At 68.9% G+C, this 17,606-nt stretch carries 13 protein-coding genes; 9 read left to right on the top strand and 4 right to left on the bottom strand.

Translation table 11 applies throughout. The annotated features are described in order from the left end of the window. The first annotated feature begins 94 nt into the window (after positions 1-94). From ACLBWH_RS10150 to metH, 4 genes are all read left to right on the top strand, one after another. Positions 95-1,075 carry an ArsR/SmtB family transcription factor gene (locus ACLBWH_RS10150; protein WP_447798587.1) on the top strand — a complete coding sequence of 327 codons (981 nt, stop codon included), beginning with the start codon at positions 95-97 and terminating at the stop codon, positions 1,073-1,075. Next, on the top strand, positions 1,072-2,013 hold the full coding sequence (metF, locus tag ACLBWH_RS10145; protein ID WP_447798585.1) for a methylenetetrahydrofolate reductase [NAD(P)H]: 942 nt from the start codon (positions 1,072-1,074) through the stop codon (positions 2,011-2,013). Before ACLBWH_RS10150 ends, metF begins: the two co-directional genes overlap by 4 nt. 150 nt (positions 2,014-2,163) lie before the next feature. Next, the gene (locus ACLBWH_RS10140; protein ID WP_447798583.1) at positions 2,164-3,210 is read left to right on the top strand and encodes a homocysteine S-methyltransferase family protein; all 1,047 of its coding nucleotides are present in this window, start codon (positions 2,164-2,166) and stop codon (positions 3,208-3,210) included. Positions 3,211-3,361: 151 nt separating this feature from the next. After that, entirely contained in the window at positions 3,362-6,034 is a 2,673-nt protein-coding gene (gene metH, locus ACLBWH_RS10135; protein ID WP_447798581.1) for a methionine synthase, read from the top strand. A 216-nt stretch (positions 6,035-6,250) separates the two neighbouring features. Here the strand turns inward: metH and ACLBWH_RS10130 are convergent, their stop codons facing one another. Further along, positions 6,251-7,459 carry a cation:proton antiporter gene (locus tag ACLBWH_RS10130; protein ID WP_322850089.1) on the bottom strand — a complete coding sequence of 403 codons (1,209 nt, stop codon included), beginning with the start codon at positions 7,457-7,459 and terminating at the stop codon, positions 6,251-6,253. Positions 7,460-7,620: 161 nt separating this feature from the next. Here ACLBWH_RS10130 and ACLBWH_RS10125 point away from each other — a divergent pair, with 161 nt between their 5' ends. Continuing rightward, a complete protein-coding gene (locus ACLBWH_RS10125) occupies positions 7,621-8,547 on the top strand; it encodes a right-handed parallel beta-helix repeat-containing protein (RefSeq protein ID WP_322850088.1) in 927 nt (308 codons plus the stop codon). Positions 8,548-8,726: 179 nt separating this feature from the next. On the opposite strand, the gene ACLBWH_RS10120 is transcribed toward ACLBWH_RS10125, so the two are convergent. The 3 genes from ACLBWH_RS10120 to ACLBWH_RS10110 form a co-directional block, all read right to left on the bottom strand. Continuing rightward, positions 8,727-8,918 carry a hypothetical protein gene (locus ACLBWH_RS10120; protein ID WP_447798578.1) on the bottom strand — a complete coding sequence of 64 codons (192 nt, stop codon included), beginning with the start codon at positions 8,916-8,918 and terminating at the stop codon, positions 8,727-8,729. Between the two features lie 30 nt (positions 8,919-8,948). Next, positions 8,949-9,992 (bottom strand): sialidase family protein, encoded by a 1,044-nt coding sequence (locus tag ACLBWH_RS10115; RefSeq protein WP_447798576.1) that lies wholly within the window; start codon positions 9,990-9,992, stop codon positions 8,949-8,951. Between the two features lie 338 nt (positions 9,993-10,330). Then, entirely contained in the window at positions 10,331-12,001 is a 1,671-nt protein-coding gene (locus ACLBWH_RS10110) for an alkaline phosphatase family protein (protein ID WP_447798574.1), read from the bottom strand. Positions 12,002-12,092: 91 nt separating this feature from the next. On the opposite strand from ACLBWH_RS10110, the gene ACLBWH_RS10105 reads away from it, so the two are divergent. From ACLBWH_RS10105 to ACLBWH_RS10090, 4 genes are all read left to right on the top strand, one after another. Beyond that, on the top strand, positions 12,093-14,090 hold the full coding sequence (locus ACLBWH_RS10105; RefSeq protein ID WP_447798822.1) for a protein-disulfide reductase DsbD family protein: 1,998 nt from the start codon (positions 12,093-12,095) through the stop codon (positions 14,088-14,090). Positions 14,091-14,339: 249 nt separating this feature from the next. Further along, the gene (locus ACLBWH_RS10100) at positions 14,340-15,830 is read left to right on the top strand and encodes a circularly permuted type 2 ATP-grasp protein (protein WP_322850083.1); all 1,491 of its coding nucleotides are present in this window, start codon (positions 14,340-14,342) and stop codon (positions 15,828-15,830) included. After that, positions 15,830-16,765: an alpha-E domain-containing protein gene (locus tag ACLBWH_RS10095; protein ID WP_322850275.1), complete on the top strand. Its 936-nt coding sequence runs from the start codon at positions 15,830-15,832 to the stop codon at positions 16,763-16,765. The genes ACLBWH_RS10100 and ACLBWH_RS10095 overlap by 1 nt, the downstream gene beginning before the upstream one ends. Next, a complete protein-coding gene (locus tag ACLBWH_RS10090) occupies positions 16,765-17,568 on the top strand; it encodes a transglutaminase family protein (protein WP_447798572.1) in 804 nt (267 codons plus the stop codon). Before ACLBWH_RS10095 ends, ACLBWH_RS10090 begins: the two co-directional genes overlap by 1 nt. The last annotated feature ends 38 nt before the right edge of the window (positions 17,569-17,606 follow it).

The raw sequence follows: 17,606 nt of genomic DNA, 5'->3' as shown, positions 1-17,606 counted from the left end.
TCCCGGTAAGTTCACTAACCTCGCGCAAACGCGGGTCGCGCGCTTCGGGTCCGCGTTGACCGCATATAAAGATATCTTTATATGTTGATGCGACATGACCCTTGCGCTCGATATCTTCCGTGCCTTAGCCGACGCCACGCGGCTGCGCATCTTCTCGCTGCTGCGCACGATGGAGCTGTCGGTGGGCGAGCTGGCGCAGGTGCTGGGGCAGAGCCAGCCGCGGGTCAGCCGGCACGTCAAGATCCTCTGCGACGCCGGCCTGGCCGAACGCCGCAAGGAGGGCAGCTGGGTGTTCGTCGCGCTCGGCCGCGCCGCGGCGACCGGGCCGGTCGCGGTGGCGATCGACCAGTGGCAGAAGAGCGAGCCCGATCATTGGGCGGTCGCCGACGCCGCGCGGCTCGCCGCGGTGCGCGCCGATCGCGCGGCGAGCGCGGCGCAATGGTTCGAAGGCCATGCCGACGAATGGGATGCGATCCGCTCGCTCCATATCGCCGAGAGCGAGGTCGAGGCGGCGATGGCGCAGGTGCTGGGCGATGGCCCGCTCGGCAGCCTGATCGACATCGGCACCGGTACCGGGCGGATGCTCGAATTGTTTGGCGACCAGGCGGAGAGCGCGCTCGGCATCGACCGGTCGTCTGAGATGCTGCGGCTGGCGCGTGCCAAATTGCACGACCGTGCCAATACCGAGCTGCGCCAGGCGGACCTGTACGCGCTGCCGATGGCGGACGGCGCGGCGGATGTCGCGATCCTGCACCACGTGCTGCATTTCGCGCAGCAGCCCGGCGCGGCGATCGCCGAGGCGGCGCGCGTGCTGGGGCAGGGCGGGCGGTTGCTGATCGTCGACTTCGCGCCGCACGATCGCGAGGATTTGCGGACGCGCGACGCGCATACCCGGCTGGGCTTCGCCGACGACCAGATCGCGGGCTGGTTCGGCAATGCCGGGCTCGCGCTCGCACGGACCGAGACGCTGAAGGGCGGCGAACTGACGGTGACATTGTGGCTCGGACGCAAATCGGGTGCGAGCCTGCGTGAGGTGCCTATGACGAAGGTCGGGAAAAAGGTTGGGGCGGCATGACGATTTCGGTGAACCAGCTCGAAGAGGCGCAGATCGCGCTGAAAGCGCCGCTGTATGCGGACGTGGCGGGGGATATCGACGTTTCGTTCGAATTCTTCCCGCCGAAGAACGAGAAGATGGAGGAGCAGCTTTGGGACGCGGTGCGGACGCTGGAGCCGCTCGGCCCGAGCTTCGTGTCGGTGACCTATGGCGCGGGCGGCTCGACGCGCGAGCGGACGCACGCGACGGTGGCGCGCATCCAGCGCGAGACGAGCCTCGCGGCGGCGGCGCATCTGACCTGCGTCGAGGCGACCAAGGCGGAGATCGATTCTGTCGCAGAGGAATATTGGGCGGCGGGCGTGCGCCACATCGTCGCGCTGCGTGGCGATCCGCCCGCGGCCGGTGCCAAATTCGCCAGCCATCCGGGCGGCTATGAGAATGCGGCGGCCTTGGTCGCAGGGCTCAAGCGGCTGCACCCGTTCGAGATTTCGGTGGCGGCCTATCCCGAGCGCCACCCGGATTCGCCCGACATGGCGGCGGATATCGACAATCTGAAGGCGAAGTTCGACGCCGGCGCGACCCGCGCGATCACGCAATTCTTCCACGAACCAGAAACCTTCTTCCGCTATCGCGACCAGGTGGCGGCGGCAGGGATCGATGCCGAGATCGTGCCGGGGATCATGCCGGTGACCAATTTCGCCAGCGTCGTGCGGATGAGCAAGATGTGCGGCACCGAGGTGCCGGCGTGGATGGCGCGGCTGTTCGACGGGCTGGAGGATCATCCGGCTTCGCGGCAGTTGATCGCGGCGACGCTGGCGGCGGAGCTCAGCCGCAAATTGTACGCCGGCGGGGTGAAGTCGCTGCATTTCTATACGCTCAACCGGGCGGAACTGGCGTTTGCGATCTGCCACCTGCTGGGGGTGCGATCGAAGCCGGTGGCGAACGTGGCGGCCGCCTAGCAAATTCCTTCCCGGCACGGGGAGGGGGACCAGCCGCAGGCTGGTGGAGGGGGCTCTCCACCGGCGACACCGTTTGTGGAGAGCCCCCTCCACCCCTCGGCTATCGCCGAGCGGTCCCCCTCCCCGTGCCGGGGAGGAATTGGAAGTGACATGACCATACGCGACACATTCCTCGGCGAAGCCGCCAAGCGTATCCTGATCACCGACGGGGCGTTCGGGACCGAGATCCAGAATTGGAAGCTGTCCGAGGCGGATTATGCCGGCACGCTCGGGCTCACCCACGACCAGAAGGGCAACAACGACATCCTCGCGCTGACCAAGCCGGAGGTGCCGGAGTCGATCCACCGCGCCTATTTCGCGGCGGGGGCGGATATCGCCGAGACCAACACCTTCTCCGCCAACCGGATCAGCCAGGCCGATTACGGCGCCGAGCATCTGGTCCGCGAGATCAACGTCGAGAGCGCGAGGATGGCGCGGCGGGTCGCCGATGAATTCCAGGCGAAGGATGGGCGCCCGCGCTTCGTCGCCGGGGCGATCGGGCCGACCAACAAGACGCTGTCGCTGTCCCCCGACGTCAACGATCCCGGCTATCGCGAGATCGACTTCGACTATCTGAAGGACGTGTATCGCGAGCAGATCGATGCCCTGGTCGAGGGCGGCGCCGACTTCGTCCTGATCGAGACGGTGTTCGACACGCTCAACGCCAAGGCGGGGATCATGGCGGCGCTGGAGGCGGGCGACGCGCTGGGGCGCGACCTGCCGATCATGATGTCGATGACGCTGACCGACCTGTCGGGACGCAATCTGTCGGGCCATACCGTCGAGGCGTTCTGGCATGCGGTGCGCCACGCGCGGCCGCTGACGATCGGGCTCAATTGCTCGTTCGGCGCGGAGCAATTGCGGCCGCACGTGAAGACGCTGAGCGAGATCTGCGACACGCTGATCATGGTCTATCCCAATGCCGGCCTGCCCAACGAACTGGGCGCCTATGACGAACAGCCGGCGACCACCGCTGGGCTGGTCGGCGAATGGGCGAAGGCGGGGCAGGTCAACGTGCTCGGCGGCTGCTGCGGTTCGACGCCGGCGCATATCGCGGCGATCGCCGAGATGGCGCAGGGCGTGACGCCGCGGCCGGTGCCGGTGGCGCCGGTGCGGACGCGGCTGGCGGGACTCGAGCCGTTCACGATGGCGGCATAAAAAGCTCCTCCCCGGAACGGGGAGGGGGACCAGCCGCAGGCTGGTGGAGGGGGCTCTCCACGAACGACAGCGCTGGTGGAGAGCCCCCTCCACCCCTCGGCTACGCCGAGCGGTCCCCCTCCCCGTGCCGGGGAGGAATTGAGAGAAACCGATGACCATTTCCTCCGCCCAGTTCGTCAATATCGGCGAGCGCACCAACGTCACCGGCTCGGCGCGCTTCAAGAAGCTGGTGATGGCCGGCGATTACCCCGCCGCGGTCGCGGTGGCGCTGCAGCAGGTCGAGGCGGGCGCGCAGGTGCTCGACGTCAACATGGACGAGGGCCTGCTCGACGCGCACGAGGCGATGACGACCTTCCTCAAGCTGATCCAGGCCGAACCCGATATTGCGCGCATCCCGGTGATGGTCGATTCGTCCAAGTGGGACGTGATCGAGGCGGGGCTGAAATGCGTCTCCGGCAAGCCGATCGTCAATTCGATCAGCATGAAGGAAGGCGAGGAGGCGTTCCTGCATTATGCGCGCAAGTGCATGGCCTATGGCGCGGCCGTCGTCGTCATGGCGTTCGACGAGGTCGGCCAGGCGGATACCAAGGCGCGCAAGGTCGAGATCTGCTCGCGCGCCTATGAGCTGTTGATGGGGATCGGCTTTCCGCCCGAGGATATCATCTTCGATCCCAACGTCTTCGCGGTCGCGACGGGGATCGAGGAGCATAACAATTACGGCGTCGACTTCATCGAGGCGTGCCGCGAGATCAAGGCGCGCTGCCCGCACGTCCATATCTCGGGCGGCCTGTCGAACCTGTCGTTCAGCTTCCGCGGCAACGAGCCGGTGCGGCGCGCGATGCACTCGATCTTCCTCTATCATGCGATCCCCGCGGGGATGGACATGGCGATCGTCAACGCCGGCCAGCTCGACGTCTACGACACGATCGATCCGGAACTGCGCACCGCCTGCGAGGACGTCATCCTCAACCGCGATCCCGAGGCGGGCGACCGGCTGGTCGCGCTGGCGGAACGGTATCGCGGCACCGATGCGGTGGCGGAGAAAGCGGCGGCGGAATGGCGCTCGCTCCCCGTCACCAAGCGGCTGGAATATGCGCTGGTCAAGGGCATCGACGCGCATGTCGTCGACGATACCGAGGAATGCCGCCAGCAATTCGCGCGCCCGATCGAGGTGATCGAGGGACCGCTGATGGACGGGATGAACGTCGTCGGCGACCTGTTCGGATCGGGCAAGATGTTCCTGCCGCAGGTGGTCAAGAGCGCGCGGGTGATGAAGAAGGCGGTGGCGCATCTGCTGCCGTTCATCGAGGCCGCCAAGGAGCCCGGCGCCAAGGGCAAGGGCAAGATCGTCATGGCGACGGTGAAGGGCGACGTCCATGATATCGGCAAGAATATCGTCGGCGTCGTGCTCCAGTGCAACGGCTTCGACGTGGTCGATCTCGGCGTGATGGTACCGTGGACGAAGATCATCGCGGCGGCGAACGAGAACGACGCCGACATGATCGGCCTGTCGGGCCTCATCACCCCGAGCCTCGACGAGATGGTGACCGTCGCCGAGGAGATGAAGCGCGCCGGCATGACGATGCCGCTGCTGATCGGCGGCGCGACGACGTCGAAGGTGCATACCGCGCTGCGCATCTCGCCCGCCTATGACGGGCCGATCGTCCATGTGCTCGACGCCAGCCGCGCGGTCGGCGTCGCGACCACTTTGGTGTCGGACACGCAGCGCGACGCCTATGTCGCGAGCGTCGCCGAGGATTACGAGAAGGTACGGGTGGCGCGGGCGAGCAAGGGGCAGAACGACCTGCTGCCGCTCGCCGAGGCGCGCAAGCGTGGCTTCGCCGCGGACATGGCGCTGAAGGCGCCGCCGGTCGCCAAACCGGGCATCCACGTGTTCGACGATTGGGACCTTGCCGGCCTGCGCCAGTATATCGACTGGACGCCGTTCTTCCGCGCGTGGGAATTGGCCGGCAATTTCCCGGCGATCCTCACCGACGAGGTGGTCGGCACCAGCGCGACCGGCCTTTACGAGGACGCGCAGGCGATGCTCGATACGATCATCGCGGAGAAATGGCTGACCGCGAAGGGCGTCGCCGGGCTGTGGGCCTGCCATCGCCACGACGACGACGTCTGGGTCCATACCGAGCATCGCGAGTCGCATCGCAGCCCCGACGGCGCGAGCATTCCCGAAGGCTTCCACATCCCCAATCTCGATCGCACGCACGAGGCGAGCGTGCGGCTGCCGTTCCTGCGCCAGCAGATCGCCAAGCGCGAGGGGCGGGCCAATATGTGCCTCGCCGATTTCATCGATCCGGCGGGCGACTGGATGGGCGGCTTCGCGGTCGGCATCCACGGCATCGACGCGCATATCGCGCGCTTCAAGGCGGACCACGACGATTACAACGACATCCTGCTGAAGGCGCTGGCGGATCGCCTCGCGGAGGCGTTCGCCGAGGCGCTGCACGCGCATGTCCGCCGCGACCTGTGGGGCTATGCGCCGGACGAGCAGCTCACCAACGAGGCGCTGGTGCGCGAGCAATATCGCGGCATCCGGCCGGCGCCGGGCTATCCCGCCTGCCCCGAGCACAGCCTCAAGCGGATGCTGTTCGACATGCTCGACGTCGAGGGCAATGCCGGGCTGGAGCTGACCGAGAGCTTCGCGATGCTGCCGACCGCGGCGGTGAGCGGCTTCTACTTCGGCCATGCGCAGTCGGAATATTTCGGCGTCGCGCGGATCGGGCAGGATCAGGTGGCCGATTATGCCGCGCGGCGCGGCGTGGATATCGCGCAGGCGGAGCGCTGGTTGCGGCCGAACCTCGACTAAAGGGCGACTCTCCTCCCGTTAGGCGGAATCGATAACCATCGTCGTAGTCAAATTCCTCCCCCGCCAGGGGGAGGTGGCATGCCGCAGGCATGACGAAGGGGGAGGAAAGCGAAACGTCGGTTCCGTGTCCTCCCCCTCCGTCACGGCTTCGCCGCGCCACCTCCCCCTGGCGGGGGAGGACTTACTATAGTCCACAAGCTGAACGTCGATCCCGTCTCAGAACCCGCGCGTCTTCAGCGCCGGATCGCGCTTGAGCATCGGGGCGACGATCGGGATCGTCATCATCGTGCTCGCCACCGCCATCAGCAGCAGCGCGGTGAACGTCTCGTTGGTGATGATCTTCTTGTCCAACAGGATGTTGACGAAGATGATCATGATCAGCGCCTTGGTCTGGAGCAGCCAGCCGATCGCGCGGGCGTCGCCTTTCGGCCATTTGAGGATGCGGCCGGCGAGATGGATGCCGGCGAGCTTGCCGCCGACCGAGGCGGCGAGCAGCAGCGCGGCGGCGGCGAACACCGCCGAACCGCCCATGCCCCATTGCGTCTTGAGCCCGGTCGAGAGAAAATAGACCGGCATCACCGCGAGCAGGATGGTCTGGCGGAAGCGGTCCATCCGCGCCTCGCCGAACCAATGCGCATCGAGCACCGCGCCCGCCAGGAAGGCGCCGACCATGAAGTGCAGCCCCGCCCAGTCCGCCGCGAAGCCGCACAACGCCAGCCAGATCAGCCCGACGTACCAGCGGTCGTTCTCGCCGAGCGTGCGCAGCAGCTTGCGGATCGCCCAGGTGGCGAGCGCGAAGCCGACGAGGAAGCCGCCCTGCCGCCCGACCCGCTCCCAATCGAGCAGGATCAGCGCGAGCACGCCCCAGATCGCGATATCGTCGAGGCTGGCGTAGCGCAGCACGCGCTGGCCGAGCGGCGCGCGCAGGACGTCGAGCTTCTCCATCAGCAGCACGAGGATCGGCAAGGCGGTGACCGCGCAGGCCATGCCGATGCCGAGCACCACCTGCCATTCGGCGCCCGCCACGCCGCGCCAGCCGGGATAGCGGAGCATGATCAGCGCCGCGACGCTGCCCGCGACCAGCGGCACGCCGAGCGCGAGGCCGGCGGTGACCCCGGTCTCGCGCCGCCGTCGCCACGCCTCGCCGAGGTCGAGTTCGAGCCCCGCGACCCAGACGAACAGCATCACCGACCACCAGGCGATGCCGTTCAGCGCGCCCATCGTCGGCGCGGTGAACACGAAGGCGTAATAGTCCGGGAAGAGCGCGCCGAGCACGCCCGGCCCGAGCAGGATGCCGCCGATGATCTGCACGACGACCAACGGTGCCCAATAATCGGTGCGCCCGACCCGCCAGACCAGCCACGGCAAAGTGAAGATGATGAGGATCGCGAGGAGGAAGACCTCCGTCGGTGACATGGCGTGCATTTCATCCTCCCGCGGCGATCCCCCGATCGCCTTATCGTTACGGCGGCGATAGCCGATCCAAGGTTGGGACCGCAATCATTGCGAAGTCGCGGGTCATTCCGGGACAGGCGGGCGTGCGGATCGCAGCGGCGGCGGCGCGCTTCAGGCGATAGGATGCGGCGATGACCCGCATGATCCTCGCGCTCGCGCTGCTCGCCGCCCCGGCCTCCGCCCAATCGGGCAAGCCGTTCACCATCGCCGAGACCGGGCAGGGCTTCGACGATCTGCAGGCGGCGGTGTCGTCGGTGCGGATGGGGACCGCAACGATCCGCATCGCCCCCGGCGTCTACCGGCAATGCGCGGTGCAGCAGGGCGGCCGCATCACCTTCCAGGCGGTGACGCCGGGCACCGCGATCTTCGAGAAGGAGACGTGCGAGGACAAAGCGGCGCTGGTGCTGCGCGGGCAGGGATCGGTGGTCGATGGGCTGGTGTTCCGCGGCTATCGCGTGGCCGACGGCAATGGCGCGGGCATCCGTACCGAGATGGGCGACCTGACCGTCACCAACGCGATGTTCCTCGACAGTCAGGAGGGCATTTTGGGCGGCGAGCCGACGGGGCAGCGGATCAGCATCGACCGTTCGACCTTCGCGGGGCTCGGCCAGTGCGACGAGGCGGTCAATTGCTCGCATGCGATCTATCTCGCCAATCGCGGGCAGGTGACGATCACCCGCTCGCGCTTCGAACGCGGCACCGGCGGCCATTACGTCAAGCTGCGCGTGCCCAACGTCGTCATCACCGACAACAGCTTCGACGATACCGCCGGGCGGAAGACCAATTACATGATCGACCTGCCCGAGGGCGCGCGCGGGCTGATCGCGCGCAACGGCTTCGTCCAGGGGCGCGGCAAGGAGAATAGCAGCGGGCTGATCGTGGTGGCGGCGGAGGCGAAGACCTATCCGTCGGCAGGGCTGCGCATCGAGGACAATGACGCGCGGCTGGCGCCGGGCGCACCGGGCAATCCGGCGTTCGTCGCCGACCTCAGCCACGAGCGGCTGGCGGTGGGCGCGAACCGGCTGGGGCCGGGAATACGGATGTTCGAGACGCGGTGAGCGTCGGGGGGATCGGTAGCTACTGAAATTCCTCCCCCGCCAGGGGGAGGTGGCAGGCCGAAGGCATGACGGAGGGGGAGGACACGGAACAGACGTGTCACCTACCTCCCCCTCCGTCACGGCTTCGCCGCGCCACCTCCCCCTGGCGGGGGAGGAATTGGACTGAACGTCGATCCGCCCTAGCGGTCGCAGCGCGCGGCGCGGACGATCACCGCGGTCGAGAGCAGGATCGACGACACCAGCGCGCCGACCGACAGCAAGCCGCCCGGCGTCATCGTCAGCTCGGCGCGCAGCCGGCTGCGCTTGCCGATGCGGAGCGCGATCGCGGCGCGCTGGACGGCGGGGCGATGTGGGAGGGCTGGGGGTTCCATGCCGGCTCAACGATCGGCCTGCGGCGGCGTTCAATCGGTACGGGGCAGCCGCCGCGGATCGATCACGACATGGCGGATGCGGGTGCGGTTCCAGGTGTAGCTGACGTGGACCAGACCGTCTCGGGTCTGGATGACCGCGGGATAGGCATAGCCGTCGGGGCGCGGTTTGCTTTCCAGCGTCAGCACGTGATGCCAGCGGATGCCGTCGTCGGAGAGGGCGACGTCGAGCGGATAGCGCGGGCCGTCGCCGGGCCGGTCGGGCCAATGCGCGCTGTGGTTGTAGACGATCAGCTGCCGGCCGTCGGCGAGCGTCACCGCATCGGTGCCGGCATTGGGATTGGGCAGGTCGATCGCGGCGAGCGGCGACCAGCTGCGGCCGTCGTCGCGCGACCAGCTCATCGCCAGTGCTCCCTGCCGCGTGCGCGCGACGAGTTCGAGGCGACGATCGGGAAAGGTAAGGACGCTCGGCTGGATCGCCTCGATCCCCATCGGCGAGGGGATGGCGGGTTCGACCTGCCACGTCCGTCCGGCATCGGCGGAGCGCTCCATGCGGATGAACCAGCGATTGTGTTCGGGCGTGCCCTCCTCGCGGCTGGACGGGGCGAGCCAGGCGCCCCCGGGCGTCACCACCGGCTTGTTCTTGATCGGGCCTAGCGTGCCGTCGGGCAGGCGGCGCGGCGCGCTCCAATGCCGGCCGCCGTCGGTGGAGACGATCACCATCCCCCACCATTCGCGCGGGTTCGGCCCGACCTTGTAGAACAGGTAAAGCGGCTGGCCCGCGGGCTGGAACAGCACCGGGTTCCAAGTCGGGAAGCGCCGGCCGTCGGCGGTGCGGCCGTCGGCGACGCTGACCGGCTTGTGCCAGCCGGACCGGTCGTGGCGGGCGAACCAGATGGTGACGTCGGGCCGGCTCTCGCCGCTGCCGCCGAACCAGGCCGCGGCGATCCCGCCATCCGGAAGCGCGACCAATGTCGAGGCGTGCGCCTGTGGATAGGGCGGCGCGGGATCGATGAACTCGCTGCGCAGGATTGGCGTGGCGGTGACGGTGAGCGAGGCGGCGAGAGCGAGGAGCATGGCGGGGTTTTACGGCGTTCGGCTGCGGGGGCCATGGATTGTCGATGGCGGGTGCGTTTTCGGCCGTCGATTGGGTGGGGCGTGACGAGGTGGGGGTGGGACTCACCTGCCCTTCGACAGGCTCAGGGCGAACGGTTGGGGGCGGCCTGGAAGGTGGCGTGATCCTCTTTAGGTCGCGAATGTCGGTCTGCCCGGCACTTAGCGTACCCCGGCGGAGGCCGGGGCCCAGGTGGGCGGAGGTCTTTGATACCTCACAGCGGCTTTCCCAACTGGGCTCCGGCCTTCGCCGGGATACATCGGTGTTTCGCGGGGCTTCCACCGCAGTCTCCGGGTGCGGCTCACCGCGCGCAGGTGTCTCCTGCGCCGGGGTCGAGGTCGAGGCAGCGGCCGTCGAGGCCCTTGACCGGCAGGCCGATCGTCGCTGCCAGCGTCGGGGCGATGTCGACGGTTTCGACCGACAGCGGTTGTTCGAAGCCGGGCATGGTCCGGCGCCAGAACAGGATCGGGACGCGGCGGTCATAGTCCCAGGGGGAGCCGTGCGTCTCGACATAGCCGGGGCCGGGCGATTCGATCGTGGTGATGCGCGGCTTGAGCAGGACGAGCAGGTCGCCCGACACCTGCGGGTCGAACGAGGCGCGGGCGCGTTCGAGCAGCGTCCACGTCTCCGGCGGCGTGGTGGCGAGCGGCTGGGCGGCGATCTGCGCCTTGGTGAAGGCGGCGGCGACCTGCGGCTGCGCGGCGAAGCGCTTCTGCGCCTCCGCCAGCACGCGGGCGCGGTTGGCGGGCGACAGGCTCTTGGCGAGATAGACGTCGCCCTCGGCGCCGACCAGCACCGGCCCCTTGAGGCCGAGCGCCGCCGATACCGCGGCGTCGACCGCCTTGATCGAGGCGTCGGCGGAGACGTGCGCGTCCATCGGCATCGCATGCTGCTGCTGCCGCTCGGTCATGTCGTGCGCGCCGTGGTCGGCGGTCAGCACCACCTCGTAATCGAGGTTCCAGCTGTCGAGCGCGGCGAAGAAGCTCGCGAGCGTCTGGTCGAGCTGGTCCATCTGGATGCACATCTCGGTACCCTGCGTGCCGAGCGAATGGCCGATGTAGTCGGTCGCGGAGGCGCCGATGTCGATGATGTCGGTGGTCTGGCCCTGGCCCAGCTTCATGTCCTGGATCAGGCCGGCGGCGATCGCGAAGACCGCGGCGTCGCTGGCGGGCGAGGCGCGGAACGCCTTGAGGTCGCCCGCGGCGCGCTCGAACCGGCCCTGGCCGTAGACGGTGCCGGCGACGGTGATCGGCCGGTTGAGCGGCTGGCAGAAGGCGGGGAGCGGCAGCGCCTCCTGCGGCTTGGCGATCAGCGCGGCGACCGCGTCGCGACCGCGCTGCACCGCGCGCGGCACGGCCCGGCCGGCGTAGGTCGCATAGGTCTTGCCGTCCCACCACCAGAGTTCGTCGACCTTGTGGCCGCCCATCATCACCGCGGCGCGATCCTTGCCCGCGACCGAGACGACGCGGGTGGCGGGGCGCGCCGCCTTCATCATCTCGCCGAGCGTCGGCACCTTGAGATGCTTGTCGCTGACGACGTAATTGTTGTGATCGGTGCCGGCGACGGTTTCGTCCTCGGTGCAATAGACGGTCTTGTCCGGCCGGGCGATCGACTGGTCGATCCAGTTGTTCGCGACGATGCCGGTGTGCGTCGGGCGCATGCCGGTGAGGATCGTCGAATGGCCCGGGCAGGTCTCGGTCGCGGCATGGCTCTGATAGCCCGAGGGGAAGACCGCGCCGGTCAGCAGGCGCGCGAAGCCGCCGGTGAAATGGTTGCGATATTGCTGAAACAGATCGGCGGAAAACTGGTCGACCGAGATCGCGACGATCAGCCGCGGCGGCGTGGTCGGCGCCGGTGCCGGGGTGGTCGCCGGAGCGGGTGCTGGCGGCGCGGGGGCGGGGGCCTGCTGGGCGGCGGCGGGGGCTGCGGCTGCGGCGGAGGCGAGCAGGGCGGCGGCGATCAGCGCTTTCATCGGGAACACTCGTTTTACGGGGCCGACACCGCTATGGCGGTGGGCGATGGATCGGGCAACTAGGGTCGGGCGGCGCGCCGCCGATGGAGCGATGCGCGTGCTGTGTTGCGCGCTGATGACGCTGACGGCGATGCTGTGGGCAAATCACGCGCAGGCGGACCTCGCGCCGGCGGGCGGGCCGAAGCATCTCGGCATGCGGCTGGTCGCGGAGAGCGATACGCCGCGGGCCGGTGCGCCGGTGACGCTGGCGATCGACACGCGGCCGGCGCCGGGCTGGCACGGCTATTGGCGCAATCCCGGCGATGCCGGCTTCGCGCCGTCGTTCGCCTGGGACCTGCCGAAGGGCGCGGCGATCGACGGCGAGCCGCAATGGCCGGTGCCGACGACGCTGCTGATCGCCGGGCTGATGAACTACGTCTACGAGGCGCCTTATGCGCCGCTGGTGACGTTGCGGGTACCGGCGGGGCTCGCCCGGGGCACGGCGCTGCCGGTGAAACTGGCGATCAACTATCTCGTCTGCACCAATGCGATCTGCGTGCCCGAGGAGCAGGAGCTCGCCCTCGACCTGACGGTCGGCGACGGCGCGCCGTCACACGGCGCGGATTTCGACCGCTGGCGCAGCGCGATCCCTAAGCCGCTCGACGCGGCGGGGACGTATCAGCTCAAGGACGGCAAGCTCGTCATCGCGGTGCCGTTGCCGGCGGCGGCGAAGGTGGAGAATGCCGCTTTCTTCCCGTTCGGGCCGGACATGGTGAAATATGCCGCGCCGCAGACGGTGACGCGCGACGGCGACCGGCTGCTGATCGCCACCGAGGGCGCGCCAAAGGGGCGGATCGCCGGCGTGCTGCGCATCGGCCCGGACCTTGGCCTCAGCATCCACGCCGATGCCGGGACGGTGGCGCAGGCGAGCGACCGCAGCGGCTGGGCGGCGGCGCTGCTCGCCTTCGCGGGCGCGGTGCTCGGCGGGCTGATCCTCAACGTCATGCCCTGCGTGTTCCCGATCCTCAGCCTCAAGGCGCTGCATCTGGCGCGTGGCGGCGAGGACGAGCGGGCGGCGCGGATCGATGCGCTCGGCTATATGCTGGGTGCGGTGCTGATGTGCGTCGCGCTCGGCGGGTTGATCCTCGGGTTGCGCGCCGGCGGGTCGGTGGTCGGCTGGGCGTTCCAGTTGCAGGACCCGCGGATCGTCGTGCTGCTGATCGCGCTGACCTTCGCGATCACGCTCAACCTCGCCGGACGGTTCGAGATGCCGGTGCCGCAATTCGCGTCGCATGGCGGAGCGGCGGGGTCGGTGGCGACGGGGGCGCTGGCGGCGTTCGTGGCGACACCGTGTTCGGGTCCGTTCATGGGTGCGGCGCTGGGCGCGGCGCTGGTGCTGCCGTGGCCGGCGGCGCTCGCGGTGTTCGCAGGGCTGGGTCTGGGGCTGGCGCTGCCGTTCCTCGCGATCGGCTTCGTCCCGGCGCTGCGGCGGCGGCTGCCGCGGCCGGGGTTGTGGATGGAGCGGTTCCGGCGCGTGCTGGCGGTGCCGATGGCGCTCACCGTGCTGGCGCTGCTGTGGCTGGCGTGGCGGCAGGCGGGGGCAACGGGGCTGGCGATCGGCATCGCGACGATGGTCGTCACCGGTGTGGTGCTGAGCCTCGGCGGGCGGCGGCAGAAGCGCGGTCATGGCTTCGGCTGGGCGCTGGCGCTGGCGGCCCTGGTGGCGCCGGCGGGGCTGGCGGCGGCGCTGACCGGCGGCGCGGCGAAGCCCGCGGCGGTCGGCGGCGATGCGTTCAGCGAGACGCGGCTCGCGGCGTTGCGCAAGGAGGGGCGGCCGGTGTTCGCCTATTTCACCGCCGACTGGTGCCTGTCGTGCAAGGTCAACGAAGCGTCCTCGATCGACACCGCGGCGACGCGCGCGGCGTTCGCGAGGAACAAGGTCGCGGTACTGGTCGGCGACTGGACCGATGGCGATCCGGCGCTGGGGCGGTTCATCCAGGCGCATAATCGCGCCGGCGTGCCGCTGTATCTCTATTACGCGCCGGGTGCGGCGGAACCCCGCGTCCTGCCGCAGGTGCTGACGCCGGGGATGCTGGCGGCGCTGAAGTAACATGAATCCTCCCCCGCAAGGGGGAGGTGGCGCGCCGAAGGCGTGACGGAGGGGGAGGAAAGGGTGGGAGCCCCGGTATCTAGGCTCCCACCCTTTCCTCCCCCTCCACCATTCGGCTGCGCCGAACGGTCCCCCTCCCCCTGGCGGGGGAGGAATTTAGAGAGTTAATTCCGTCCTAACGCCTCTTGTGCGGCGCGGCGATTCCCCGCAGCATGGAACTTGCATCACATGGAGGGCTTTACCGTTCCGATGGGGAAACGACCGGCGTTCGATGAGATCATGGGGATGGACGGCGACACGCCGCCGCGTTCCGCACTGGCTGCTTTGGGGCAGTGGCTGCAGGATACGCCCGACGACGAGCTGCGCCGGCGGCAGGAGGCGGCGGAGAATACCTTCCGCCAGCTCGGCATCACCTTCGCGGTCTATGGCGACACCGACACGCGCGAACGGATCATTCCGTTCGACATCGTGCCGCGCGTCTTCCTGGCCGACGAATGGTCGCGGCTTTCCGAAGGGCTGGTACAGCGGGTCGAGGCGATCAACGCCTTCCTCGACGACATCTATGGCGAGCGGCGCATCCTCAAGGAGGGCGTGCTGCCCGAGGATCTGATCCTCGGCAATCCGCAATTCCGCCCCGAAATCGCCGGTATGCGGCCGCCGCACGGCATCTGGGCGCATATCTGCGGCATCGATCTGGTGCGCACCGGACCGGACGAATTCTACGTGCTCGAGGACAATGCGCGCACGCCGTCGGGGGTGAGCTACATGCTCGAAAACCGCGAGGCGATGGTGCGACTGTGCCCCGAGCTGTTCCGCGAATATCGCGTCGAGCCGGTCGACAGCTATCCCGACCGGTTGCTCGAGACGATGAAGTCGGTCGCACCGCGCGGCGGCTCGTCGGGGCCGGTTTGTGTGGTGCTGACGCCGGGCCATTATAATTCGGCTTATTACGAACACAGCTTCCTCGCCGATTCGATGGGGATCGAGCTGGTCGAGGCGGCCGATCTGGTGGTCGACGACGATATCGTGTGGATGCGCACGATCGCCGGGCGGGTGCGTGTCGACGTGATCTATCGCCGGGTCGACGACGATTATCTCGATCCCCTGGTCTTCCGCGCCGATTCGATGCTCGGCGTGCCGGGGCTGATCGCGGCCTATGCGGCGGGCAACGTCGCGATCATCAACGCGCCCGGCAACGGCATCGCCGACGACAAGGCGATCTACAGCTATATGCCGGAGATCGTCCGCTTCTATTCGGGCGGCGAGGCCAAGCTGCCCAATGTCGAGACGTGGCGCTGCCGCGAGCCGCAGGCGCTGCAATATGTGCTCGACCATCTCGATGAGGTGGTGGTGAAGCTGGTCGACGGGTCGGGCGGCTATGGCATGCTGGTCGGGCCGACCGCATCGCGCGGCGAGATCGAGGCGTTCCGTGCCGCGCTGATCGCCGAACCGCACCGCTATATCGCGCAGCCGACGCTGGCGCTGTCGACGGTGCCGACGCTGGCGGACAGCGGGCTCAGCCCGCGCCACGTCGACTTCCGCCCGTTCGTGTTGAGCGGATCGAAGGGCGTGCAGGTGGTGCCGGGCGGGCTGACGCGGGTGGCGCTCAAGGAAGGCTCGCTGGTGGTGAATTCGAGCCAGGGCGGCGGCACGAAGGACAGTTTCGTGCTGATGGCGGATGGCCAGCGGCAGACGCAATCGATGGGCGGGATGACGCAGTCGCAGGGGTTCCGGGCATGATGCTCTCGCGGACGGCGTCGTCGCTCTACTGGCTAGGCCGGTATATCGAGCGCGCCGATTTCTTCGCGCGGCTGATCGAGGCGACGGTGCGGCTCGACGTGATGTCGTCGCGGCCGGCGGGGGAGGTGGCGTGGTCGTCCGCGCTCGCCGTCACCGATACCGAGGCCGATTTCGCCGCTTATGGCGGCGAGCTGACGCAGAGCGACGTGGTGCGGTTCCTGACGCTCGACACCAGCCATGGCGGCTCGGTGATCCGCTGCCTCGACCGCGCGCGCAACAACGCCAAGGCGGTGCGTACCGCGCTGAGCCGCGAGGCGTGGACCGCGATCAACCGCGCGTGGCTGGTGTTCGAGAACCGCCACCGGATCGGCGAGACGCAGGCGACGCTGAGCCTGGTCGAGGCGGTGAAGAACGAGACGCGCGGCTTCGAGGGCGCGGTCCACCAGATGCTGCGCAACCAGTCGCACTGGTTCATCCGGCTGGGGCAGGCGGTGGAGCGTGCCGACAACAGCGCACGGCTGCTCGACGTCAAATATCATATCCTGCTGCCCGAGGGCGAGACGGTCGGCGGCGTCGTCGATCGCGACCAGTGGACGACGATCCTGCAGACCGTGTCGGCGGTGACCGCCTATCGCTGGCTCTATTCGGACGGGCTGACGCCGGCGAACGTCATCGACCTGCTGATCGCCAGCCGCGAGCTGCCGCGCAGCCTCGTCGCCTCGTCGGAGATCACCGTCGACATCCTCGGCCTGCTCGCCGAGCGCACCGGCAGCCATGGCGAGGCGGACCGGATGGCGCGGATGCGCGCGGCGCGGCTCGGCCGCACCCGCTCGGGCGAGGTGATCGCCAGCGGGCTGCACCAATATCTCCAGGCGTTCATCCGCGAGAACGGCCAGCTGCACGAGGCGATCGGCCGCCAGTTCCGGTTCGTCTGATGCGCCTGTCGATCGATCACCGTACCGTCTACCGCTTCAGCACCGCGCAGAGCCGGCTGGTGCAGATGCTGCGCATGACGCCCGAGAACAGCCACGACCAGACGGTGGCGCGCTGGCGGATCGACGTCGATTGCGACGCCAAGATGCGGCGCGGGCGCGACGGCTTCGGCAATGCGGTCACGATGCTGTATGCGGAAGGACCGATCGCCGACATCGAGATCGCGGTGCGCGGGGAGGTGCTGACCAGCCATTCCGACGGCGTCGTGCGCGGCGTCAACGAGGTGCTGCCGCCGGCGGTGTTCCTGCGTGCGACCGAGGCGACGCCGCGCGATCCGGCGATCGCCGCCTTCGCCGCCGAGGCGACGGGCGCGGCGGACGGCGCGGTGAGCAAGCTGCACGCGCTCAACCGCGCGGTGAACGCGCGCTTCGCGGTCGATCGCACGCGGCCGGAGCCGGGGCTGAGCGCCGCGGCGGCGTTCGCGCGGCCGGCGGCGACCTCGCGCGACCTCGCCCAGATCTTCACCGTGGCGGCGCGATCGCTCAGCCTGCCCGCGCGCTACGTGTCGGGCTATAGCGTGGTCGAGGGGTCGCTGCGGCCGACGCCGCACGGCTGGGCGGAGGCGCATGTCGACGGGCTCGGCTGGGTCGGCTTCGACCCGTTCACCGGACGCTCGCCGCAGGAGGAAAGCGTGCGGGTCGCCGCGGCGCTCGACGCCTCGGGCGCGGCGCCGGTGGCGGGATCGCGGCTCGGCGAGGGCGAGGAGGAACTCGACGTCGCGGTGACGGTGTCGGCGGCGCAATAGCCGGGCGCCAGCGGCGCTTATCGGTGCTTTAATTCCTC

This window comes from Sphingomonas sp. M6A6_1c (genome assembly GCF_053345135.1).
This window is presented reverse-complemented; position numbering and strand designations above follow the sequence as displayed.

Excerpts from the sequence above, each read along its gene's own strand:
- ACLBWH_RS10150 (WP_447798587.1), top strand. The coding sequence starts at position 95 with ATGACCCTTGCGCTCGATATCTTCCGTGCCTTAGCCGACGCCACGCGG.
- metF (WP_447798585.1), top strand. The coding sequence starts at position 1,072 with ATGACGATTTCGGTGAACCAGCTCGAAGAGGCGCAGATCGCGCTGAAA.
- ACLBWH_RS10140 (WP_447798583.1), top strand. The coding sequence starts at position 2,164 with ATGACCATACGCGACACATTCCTCGGCGAAGCCGCCAAGCGTATCCTG.
- metH (WP_447798581.1), top strand. The coding sequence starts at position 3,362 with ATGACCATTTCCTCCGCCCAGTTCGTCAATATCGGCGAGCGCACCAAC.
- ACLBWH_RS10130 (WP_322850089.1), bottom strand. The coding sequence starts at position 7,459 with ATGCACGCCATGTCACCGACGGAGGTCTTCCTCCTCGCGATCCTCATC.
- ACLBWH_RS10125 (WP_322850088.1), top strand. The coding sequence starts at position 7,621 with ATGACCCGCATGATCCTCGCGCTCGCGCTGCTCGCCGCCCCGGCCTCC.
- ACLBWH_RS10120 (WP_447798578.1), bottom strand. The coding sequence starts at position 8,918 with ATGGAACCCCCAGCCCTCCCACATCGCCCCGCCGTCCAGCGCGCCGCG.
- ACLBWH_RS10115 (WP_447798576.1), bottom strand. The coding sequence starts at position 9,992 with ATGCTCCTCGCTCTCGCCGCCTCGCTCACCGTCACCGCCACGCCAATC.
- ACLBWH_RS10110 (WP_447798574.1), bottom strand. The coding sequence starts at position 12,001 with ATGAAAGCGCTGATCGCCGCCGCCCTGCTCGCCTCCGCCGCAGCCGCA.
- ACLBWH_RS10105 (WP_447798822.1), top strand. The coding sequence starts at position 12,093 with ATGCGCGTGCTGTGTTGCGCGCTGATGACGCTGACGGCGATGCTGTGG.
- ACLBWH_RS10100 (WP_322850083.1), top strand. The coding sequence starts at position 14,340 with ATGGGGAAACGACCGGCGTTCGATGAGATCATGGGGATGGACGGCGAC.
- ACLBWH_RS10095 (WP_322850275.1), top strand. The coding sequence starts at position 15,830 with ATGCTCTCGCGGACGGCGTCGTCGCTCTACTGGCTAGGCCGGTATATC.
- ACLBWH_RS10090 (WP_447798572.1), top strand. The coding sequence starts at position 16,765 with ATGCGCCTGTCGATCGATCACCGTACCGTCTACCGCTTCAGCACCGCG.